Source organism: Trichococcus sp. ES5, assembly GCF_900067165.1.
GTDB classification, from domain to species: Bacteria; Bacillota; Bacilli; order Lactobacillales; family Aerococcaceae; genus Trichococcus; species Trichococcus flocculiformis.
Map to the genome: position 1 here is coordinate 31185 of NZ_FJND01000023.1, position 8284 is coordinate 39468.

An 8284-nucleotide genomic window follows, 5' to 3' on the forward strand; every position below is an offset into this window, starting at 1 on the left:
TCTTGTCTAACTTTAAATCATAATAAATATCCTGGAGGAACAGGTAGCCACCATTGAATAGACAAGGCTGATTTTTTTCGATTTGTTTGATAGGGGATAAGGGAGCGAGGATTTCTCGCTGGTTTTCTTTTTCCTTCGCAGTAAGCTCCGACACATACGTTTTTGCCCATGCATAAGGATCTTGCCCATCCAGTTTTTCACGGAGCTCCTTTTCAGTGCCGAGCTTCTCTACCGTGATGGTTCGTTCCTTTCCGTTCTCATAGATGGTTTTGGTAACGTAGAAGGAGGCAGCGTTTTTAGATTTTGAAACTTTCAACCGCATAAGAACAGCTCCTTTTTATTTTCATTATAACAAATCACGCTAAGTCACGCAAAATTTAACCGATAAATTTGACAAAAAAAATAAGCCCTCTCGGGCTTTCCGGATGCTTTTTCGATTCGTAAGTGTCAAACTCCCGTGTTTGATTGCTACTTTTTTATTTTCTTTCATTCAGCTATACTAGTGTGTAATGATGAAATATAGGAAAGAGGCACTAATAAATATATGAGCGAAATGAAAAGAAGTGACCTACTAAAGAAGAAGCGTAAAAAAAGATATATCTTTTACGGAGCAATGGGAGTATTTTTAGTTTTGTATACATTGTTTTGGAAGACCTTCATGGATGTGAATAATACTGCAAATAATATTTTTAATAGTATCAATACTGAAAATAAACGAGAATCCCAAGTAGTCATTGAAGCGACACAGCCTATTTCCTTTGTATTTCTGGGCGTGGATAATGGAACAATCGATCGTCAAGATCAACCCGGTCGATCAGATGCCATTCTAATTGGTACGGTAAATCCTAAAACAAGGACAACAACGTTAGTCAGTATTCCAAGAGATACATATGCTTTAATGGATGGCTACGAAACCTATGATGGCTCTCTTTTCTATGATAAGTTGACCCATGCATATGCATTTGGAGAAGCCGAGATGGCAATTAACTCTATACAAGAGTTAGTAAATGTTCCCATTGATTACTATGTAGAAGTAAACATGACTGGATTGATTGATATTGTAGATGCCTTAGGTGGGATTGAAGTTACAAGCCCTCTAACATTCGATTATCAGGGGAATTATTTTACGCAAGGTGAAACAAGAATTCTTGACGGAAAAGAAGCGTTAGCTTTTTCTCGGATGCGTAAGACCGATCCTGATGGAGATTTCGGCAGACAAAAGAGAGAGAAAATTGTAATTAAAGCGATATTAGATAAAGCATTAAGTTTAGGGACGATTCGCAATTATCAGGATATCTTGGAAACGCTAGAAGATAACGTTCGAACGAACTTAACCTTTAAGGATATGACAGATATGTACGCAGCTTACGGTAAGTCACTAGAAAACTTTAAGCAGGATAGTTTGACAGGTGAGGAACTATGGCTCGAAGATATCTACTATTTCTATGTTCATCCAGAAGAGCGATTAGAACTATCTAATAAATTACGTGAACAATTGGAATTAAATCCTATTGAAATGGAAGATTTACACTTATCCGACACAGATTACTATAATTTAGAATACGCTAGTTATGAAGATGAATATGTCGAAGAAGAATACGTAGACGATAGCTACTAAGAGAGGGGTATATAATGTCAGAGAGAAGATCACGCTCACGTAAGAAGAAAAGAAGAGGATTAAAGATTTTTCTTTTTCTAGTCCTTATGTTATTTGTAGGGGCTGGAGCATATGTACTGAATGTGGTTCGCCATGTTGATAAAGCAACCGATGAAGTATATGAATCGGTAGAAGGTGTGGATCCCATTCGTGGCAGTGCAGTGACGCTAGGAGAAGAACAGCCGATTTCTATATTATTATTAGGTGTGGATACTGGAGACTTGGGGCGTGTGGAACAAGGCCGTTCAGACTCGATGATGGTGGCTACGATTAACCCAAATACAGGGAAGGCAGTTTTAATCAGTATTCCTCGTGATACTTACACCGAAATAGTGGGATACGGAACGATGGACAAAATTAACCACGCGTATGCCTTTGGCGGCACCGCTATGGCAATTAATAGTGTTCAAAACCTTTTGAATATTCCAATTGACTATTATGTAACAGTGAATATGGCAGGAATTAAAGAAATTGTAGATTCAGTTGGTGGAATTGATATTGTTAGTCCTTTAACTTTTAATCAAGAAGGTTATCAATTCAATCAAGGTGAAACTGTGCATCTAGATGGTGATCGTGCATTAGCTTTCGCCCGTATGAGATACGAAGATCCTGCTGGAGACACGGGGCGTCAAGCACGTCAAAGACTCGTAATTGAAGGTGTGATTAACAAAGTCATCAGTCCTTCCACCTTGTTAAACTACACAGAAATTCTGGGTTCTTTGTCAAATAACGTACAAACAAATTTCCAAACTGCTGATTACCTGCAATTACAAAGCAATAAATATCTAAGTGCAGCAAGAAATTTAGTTTCTGAACAAATTGGAGGTTCTGGAGGAACGCTTGAAGATGGGATCTACTATCACTTTATTCCAGAAGAAGAATTAATGCGTGTGCAATCTTTATTGCGTTCAGAACTTGAATTAGACTAGGGGGAAATGGCATGGCAGTATTAGTAACAGGTGGAGCTGGTTATATCGGCAGTCATACAGTGGTGGAACTTCTAAGAGAAAATAATGAAGTAGTCATTGTAGATAATTTTTCAAATAGTAAGCCTGAAGTATTGAATCGACTACATAAAATTACGGGGAAAGAAGTTCCCTTTTACGAAGCAGACTTGCTTGATAAGGCAGCTTTAACTGAAATTTTTTCGAAAGAATCAATTGATTCTGTCATTCATTTTGCCGGATACAAAGCAGTAGGTGAATCGGTAGAAAAGCCGATTGAATACTATCACAATAATATTACGGGTACATTGATGCTGCTTGAGGTAATGAATGAGCATGGAGTGAAGAATATTGTGTTCAGTTCTTCAGCAACGGTTTATGGAATGAACAATCCTTCACCGCTAACGGAAGACATGCCGACTAGTGCCACCAATCCATATGGATACACAAAAGTGATGATTGAGCAAATTTTGCGCGATGTACACGTTTCAGACAACGAATGGAATATTGCATTGCTTCGTTACTTTAATCCGATTGGCGCACACAAATCAGGCTTGATTGGGGAAGATCCAACTGGAATTCCGAACAACTTGATGCCGTACATTACGCAAGTGGCAGTTAGAAAACGTGACGAACTAAGTGTCTTCGGCAATGACTATGACACACCAGACGGTACTGGAGTAAGAGATTACATCCATGTCGTTGATTTAGCAAAAGGCCATTTGAAGGCTCTGAAGAGTTTTGCCGAGTACAAAGGTGTAGGAACGTATAACCTGGGAACAGGAATTGGTTACAGCGTGTTGGACTTAGTGAATAACTTCCAACTAGCAAACGATGTAAAGATTCCTTATCGTATCGTTGAGCGCCGGCCGGGAGACGTCGCAACTTGTTATGCGGATGCGACGCTAGCGAAAGAAGTATTAGGTTGGACAGCAGAGAAAACGTTAGAAGATATGTGCCGAGATTCTTGGAACTGGCAAAAAAATAATCCAAATGGATATAGTGAATAGAAAAATGCCGAGGCGGTCTGCCTTGGCATTTTTGATTGAGCGTTACAAGATGATCTACTTCGTAACGGAAGCAGAGAAAAATCGGGTGCTTCCGTCACGAACAGAGCAACCTTGTAACGGAAGCAACTAAAATCGAGCTCCTTCCGTTACAAGCTCTGCCATCTCGTAACGGAAGCTTTCCCATCACCGATAATAGGAGGCGCTACTCTTATGCACAAGCTCGTACTCTTTCATCAAAGTAGTCCGAATCACTCTCGTAGAAACCTGTTTCCCGCAAAAGTCATAGAGCGAAGAAACCGTCAGCAAATTTTCGGGAAAAGAACAGCAAAGTCCTGAATCGCTTCTTTGACCACTGGATAAATGGATTCACGGCAGCCACACTTTTGGCAAAAACAAGTTCTGCCTGATACTTGTACGCTAATAGTATGGCACGTTTTGCATTTAAGACCTTTCTGGATTTGCGAAAAGTCGTAGGACGGAATATCCAGATACTTCAGTTGAGCTGAAGGATTATCAAGCTGTAAAAGTTGCATTGCCAATTCATAATCAGCGTTTGTCAGAGGGGAAGACGATTGACGCAGTTGTTCGAAATGACGCTCGATTTGATTGGGCATGATAATCGGGTCGGTTCGCTTTGCTTGTTTCAACGTGAAGTCGGGATTCGTAAAGATAACCCAATGCTTGATCTGAAACGGTTTGTCCCGAAGGATTTGTTTCAAGGCGATGGCGTGATCTGCTGCCTGATGAAGGGGATTCTTAATTTCAAAGTGATTCGGATAAAAAAACCGGTCATCTTGAAAGTAGCACTCTCCTTGGTAATGTTTAACTTCAAGAAGGTGAATAATCCCATTGGCTATGACAACTGTATCAATCTGGAAATGAGCCCACCGTAAATCTGGAACTACATACGCTTTCCAGCCAGACAGCTTGATACAAACGTCCAGTTTGTCCTCACCAATTAAGCCATTCTCTAATCGAACGAGCATCGACAAGTATTCATGAGATAATTTGAATCTTGGTTTTAATGTCCGTAACACAACGAGTTGGATAGGGGTCTCTCTCTCTTTAATAAACATATCATTCCTCCTTACCTATAAGATACGCAAAAAAACCAGATTTCCATTTGAAAACTAAAGGATATCCTAAGAATCCCCATCGGTTCGTTTTTTCTTCCTGTAGAATCTGTTATAATAAGGCAAACTGGACTGGAAGGATGGTACGTATGCAGAAAATTAGAAAAGCAGTTATTCCAGCAGCTGGATTAGGTACAAGATTTTTGCCAGCTACAAAAGCGATGGCAAAAGAAATGATGCCGGTTGTGGATACGCCAAGCATTCAATTTATTGTAGAAGAAGCGATTAAGAGTGGGATTGAAGATATTCTCATCGTTACAGGAAAAGGGAAAAATGCGATTGAAGACCACTTTGACGCAAACTTCTCGCTCGAAGAAAACTTGAAAGAAAAGGGCAAGGATCGATTACTTGAGACTGTAAAATCAACTACGATTCCTTCCATTCATTATGTGCGCCAAGCTTATCCAAAAGGGTTAGGGGATGCGATTCTCCAAGCTGAAGCGTTTGTTGGGGATGAGCCTTTCGTTGTACTCTTGGGTGATGACATTATGCCGAATGATGTTCCGCTAACAAAATGTCTAATGAATGTCTATCAACAACAGGGCAAAGGTGTAGTCGCAACTGTCCGCATTTCGGAAACTCAAACGGACCGATTTGGTGTGATTGACATCGACGAAGAAGTTGGCGAACAAGTTTATTCCATTAAGAGATTGGTAGAAAAACCAAAGGCCAAAGAAGCGCCAAGTGATTTGGGAATTGTAGGCAGATACTTGCTGCCGCCAGAAATCTTCGAAATTTTACGTAATCAAGAGCCGGATGCTGGAAACGAAATTCAGTTGACGGATGCGTTAGAAACATTAAATAAAACCAATCAACTAGTAGCCTATGAATACACAGGCAAACGGTACGACGTTGGGGATAAGTATGGCATGTTATTGGCAAATATTGAATATGGGTTACATCATGATGAAACAAAAGATAAAATGGTAAAATATATTAAAGAATTGGCGAATCAGCTGAAAAAATAGTAGGATTGATAGGCAATTGTGGTTGAATGTATTAAAATAGAAAAGTAAATTTTTTTGAAGAGGAGTATTTCTAATGACAGTATTAGTTACAGGAGCAGATGGCTTTATCGGAAGTCATTTGACAGAAGAGTTAGTTAAAAGAGGAGAGAAGGTACGGGCATTTGCCTATTACAATTCTTTCAACACGTGGGGTTGGTTAGATTCTTTGCCTAAAGACATCTTAAATGAAATTGAAGTATTTACGGGTGATATTCGTGACCCCAATGGTGTACGGACTGCAATGCAAGGAATTGACACGGTCTATCATCTAGCAGCTCTTATCGCAATTCCTTTTAGTTACCACTCACCTGATTCGTATGTAGATACGAATATCAAAGGAACATTAAATGTTTTGCAGGCAGCACGTGATTTAGATACACGACGAGTATTGGCTACTTCTACTTCTGAAGTATACGGAACAGCACAATATGTACCAATTGATGAAAATCATCCGTTCCAAGGGCAAAGCCCATATTCTGCTACTAAGATTGGTTCAGACCGTATGGCAGAAAGTTTTTATCGTAGTTTCGAAACACCAGTAACGATTGTTCGCCCATTTAACACATATGGACCAAGACAATCTGCTCGTGCAGTAATTCCAACCATTATTACTCAGTTGCTAGCTGGTGAAGAAGAAATTAAGTTAGGTTCTATTACGCCTACACGTGATTTCAACTATGTTAAAGATACTGCGAATGGTTTCATTACATTAGCTAAAGCTGACAATGTAATTGGGGAAGAAATCAATATTGCAACGCAACAAGAAATCTCTATCGGAGAATTAGCGGAAGAGCTAATTCGTCAAATTAATCCAAATGCGAAAATTATTACAGAAGAAGAACGTTTACGTCCAGAGAAGAGTGAAGTAAATCGTTTGTTAGGCTCGAATGAAAAAATTATGCGTCTAACAGATTGGAAACCACAATATACCTTTGCAGAAGGTTTGGCAGAAACAATCGAATTTTTCCGTCATAATCTGGATAAGTATAAGGCAGATATTTATAACATCTAGGAGATGATTGGTTTGACAAGAGCATATATTCCGTTATCCGTACCGAACTTAAAGGGAAATGAATTAGAGTACGTGATTGACGCGGTAAAAACCGAATGGGTTTCTACAGGCGGAAGCTATATTAATCAGTTTGAAGAAAAAATTGCAGATTTTGTAGGCGTAAATGAAGCAGTAGCTGTTCAAAGCGGTACAGCTGCTCTTCATCTTTCTCTAATGGAAGCAGGAGTAACGTATGGAGAAGAAGTAATTGCACCTACACTAACATTTATTGCAGCAGTAAACCCAATCCGTTATTGTGGAGCAGAACCTGTATTCATGGACTGTGATGATTCTTTATGTATGGATCCAGTAAAACTAGAGAAATTCTTGAGAGAAGAATGTAGTTTTCAGAATGGAATTGTAACGAATCGCTTATCTGGTAAGAGAATCCGAGCCATTGTAATCGTACATGTTTTCGGTAACCTAGCAGATATGGCTGAAATCTTACGCATTGCAGATGAATTTCAGTTAAAAGTAATAGAAGATGCAACAGAAGCGCTGGGTTCTGTATATACAGAAGGTGAATTGACTGGTATGCATGCTGGTACATTAGCTCATTATGGTGCTTATTCCTTTAATGGAAACAAAATCATGACAACTGGTGGAGGGGGCATGATTGTAGCGCGCGATCAAAATGAGTTACATCATATGCGTTACCTCTCTACTCAAGCGAAGGATAATCCTACTAATTTTATTCATGGCGATGTAGGTTATAATTATCGGATGACGAATTTACAAGGGGCTCTAGGACTTGGACAAGTAGAGCAATTAGATACCTTCGTAACTACTAAAAAGGTAAATTATGAACTTTACCGAGATTTATTAAAAGACAATAAGGAAGTGGAGCTTCTTCCTTTCCGTGAAGGAACAGCACCGAACTATTGGTTCTATGCTTTGTTTATTAAAGGTAATCGAGATATCCAAGCAATCATGGATGCTCTTCAAGAGAAGCAAATTCAAACTAGACCAATTTGGGGACTCATTCATGAGCAAAAGCCTTATCAAGGAACGCAAGCATATGAAGTGGAAAAAGCAATTCATTATGCACAGCATGTTATTAATATTCCTTGTAGTACGAATTTAACAGAAGAAGATGTTCGATACGTTGTATCGTGCTTGAATGATCTCTTAGCAGAATAGGAGTACACTATGGAAATACAAGAATTTACTGTGTTGGAAACAGCAACTGTAAAAGATGCTATATAGGTTGAATTAAATACTTTACATCCGCACGCACAGTCGGTCAATCACCTCAAGGGGACGCCCGTTCACATCGGCTAAGAAACCGCGGACCGCCTGTTTGATTTTCTGGACGTGGTCAAAAAAAACATTGTTGATGACCGATTCCTTGAGCCACTTCCATACGCCTTCCATTAGGTTCAACTGAGGGCTGTAGGGAGGGAGGAAGATGAGTGCCAGGCGCCCAGCGTTTTCTTTAAGAAAAGGCTGGATCAGCTTGGCGTGGTGGATACGGGCATTATC

General features: G+C 39.6%; 8 protein-coding genes and 1 pseudogene. 6 read left to right on the forward strand and 3 right to left on the reverse strand.

What is annotated here, in order from left to right; translation table 11 throughout:
* Positions 1 to 322, reverse strand: a pseudogene (locus tag TES5_RS15435) (transposase); the annotation flags it as partial.
* Positions 323 to 544: 222 nt separating this feature from the next.
* Here TES5_RS15435 and TES5_RS13140 point away from each other — a divergent pair.
* From TES5_RS13140 to galE, 3 genes are read left to right on the forward strand one after another with little or no spacing between them, the layout of a single operon-like run.
* The gene (locus TES5_RS13140) at positions 545 to 1618 is read left to right on the forward strand and encodes an LCP family glycopolymer transferase (RefSeq protein ID WP_068562442.1); all 1074 of its coding nucleotides are present in this window, start codon (positions 545 to 547) and stop codon (positions 1616 to 1618) included.
* A 14-nt stretch (positions 1619 to 1632) separates the two neighbouring features.
* Positions 1633 to 2586, forward strand: a complete 954-nt coding sequence (locus tag TES5_RS13145) for an LCP family glycopolymer transferase (protein WP_068562443.1) — start codon at positions 1633 to 1635, stop codon at positions 2584 to 2586.
* An 11-nt stretch (positions 2587 to 2597) separates the two neighbouring features.
* A complete protein-coding gene (gene galE, locus TES5_RS13150) occupies positions 2598 to 3611 on the forward strand; it encodes a UDP-glucose 4-epimerase GalE (protein ID WP_068562444.1) in 1014 nt (337 codons plus the stop codon).
* Positions 3612 to 3910: 299 nt separating this feature from the next.
* Here galE and TES5_RS13155 read toward each other — a convergent pair whose 3' ends face one another.
* Positions 3911 to 4687, reverse strand: a complete 777-nt coding sequence (locus TES5_RS13155; RefSeq protein WP_068562445.1) for a nuclease-related domain-containing protein — start codon at positions 4685 to 4687, stop codon at positions 3911 to 3913.
* 146 nt (positions 4688 to 4833) lie between these two features.
* Here TES5_RS13155 and galU point away from each other — a divergent pair, with 146 nt between their 5' ends.
* From galU to TES5_RS13170, 3 genes are all read left to right on the forward strand, one after another.
* Complete coding sequence (gene galU, locus TES5_RS13160; RefSeq protein WP_068562446.1) at positions 4834 to 5712, forward strand: UTP--glucose-1-phosphate uridylyltransferase GalU; 879 nt, start codon at positions 4834 to 4836, stop codon at positions 5710 to 5712.
* A gap of 73 nt (positions 5713 to 5785) precedes the next feature.
* Positions 5786 to 6763 carry an NAD-dependent 4,6-dehydratase LegB gene (locus tag TES5_RS13165; protein ID WP_068562447.1) on the forward strand — a complete coding sequence of 326 codons (978 nt, stop codon included), beginning with the start codon at positions 5786 to 5788 and terminating at the stop codon, positions 6761 to 6763.
* 12 nt (positions 6764 to 6775) lie between these two features.
* Complete coding sequence (locus TES5_RS13170) at positions 6776 to 7942, forward strand: LegC family aminotransferase (RefSeq protein WP_068562448.1); 1167 nt, start codon at positions 6776 to 6778, stop codon at positions 7940 to 7942.
* Between the two features lie 81 nt (positions 7943 to 8023).
* On the opposite strand, the gene TES5_RS13175 is transcribed toward TES5_RS13170, so the two are convergent.
* Positions 8024 to 8284: transposase (locus TES5_RS13175; RefSeq protein ID WP_068561762.1), on the reverse strand; the 261-nt coding region annotated here is incomplete at its 5' end.

Excerpts from the sequence above, each read along its gene's own strand:
- TES5_RS13140 (WP_068562442.1), top strand. The coding sequence starts at position 545 with ATGAGCGAAATGAAAAGAAGTGACCTACTAAAGAAGAAGCGTAAAAAA.
- TES5_RS13145 (WP_068562443.1), top strand. The coding sequence starts at position 1,633 with ATGTCAGAGAGAAGATCACGCTCACGTAAGAAGAAAAGAAGAGGATTA.
- galE (WP_068562444.1), top strand. The coding sequence starts at position 2,598 with ATGGCAGTATTAGTAACAGGTGGAGCTGGTTATATCGGCAGTCATACA.
- TES5_RS13155 (WP_068562445.1), bottom strand. The coding sequence starts at position 4,687 with ATGTTTATTAAAGAGAGAGAGACCCCTATCCAACTCGTTGTGTTACGG.
- galU (WP_068562446.1), top strand. The coding sequence starts at position 4,834 with ATGCAGAAAATTAGAAAAGCAGTTATTCCAGCAGCTGGATTAGGTACA.
- TES5_RS13165 (WP_068562447.1), top strand. The coding sequence starts at position 5,786 with ATGACAGTATTAGTTACAGGAGCAGATGGCTTTATCGGAAGTCATTTG.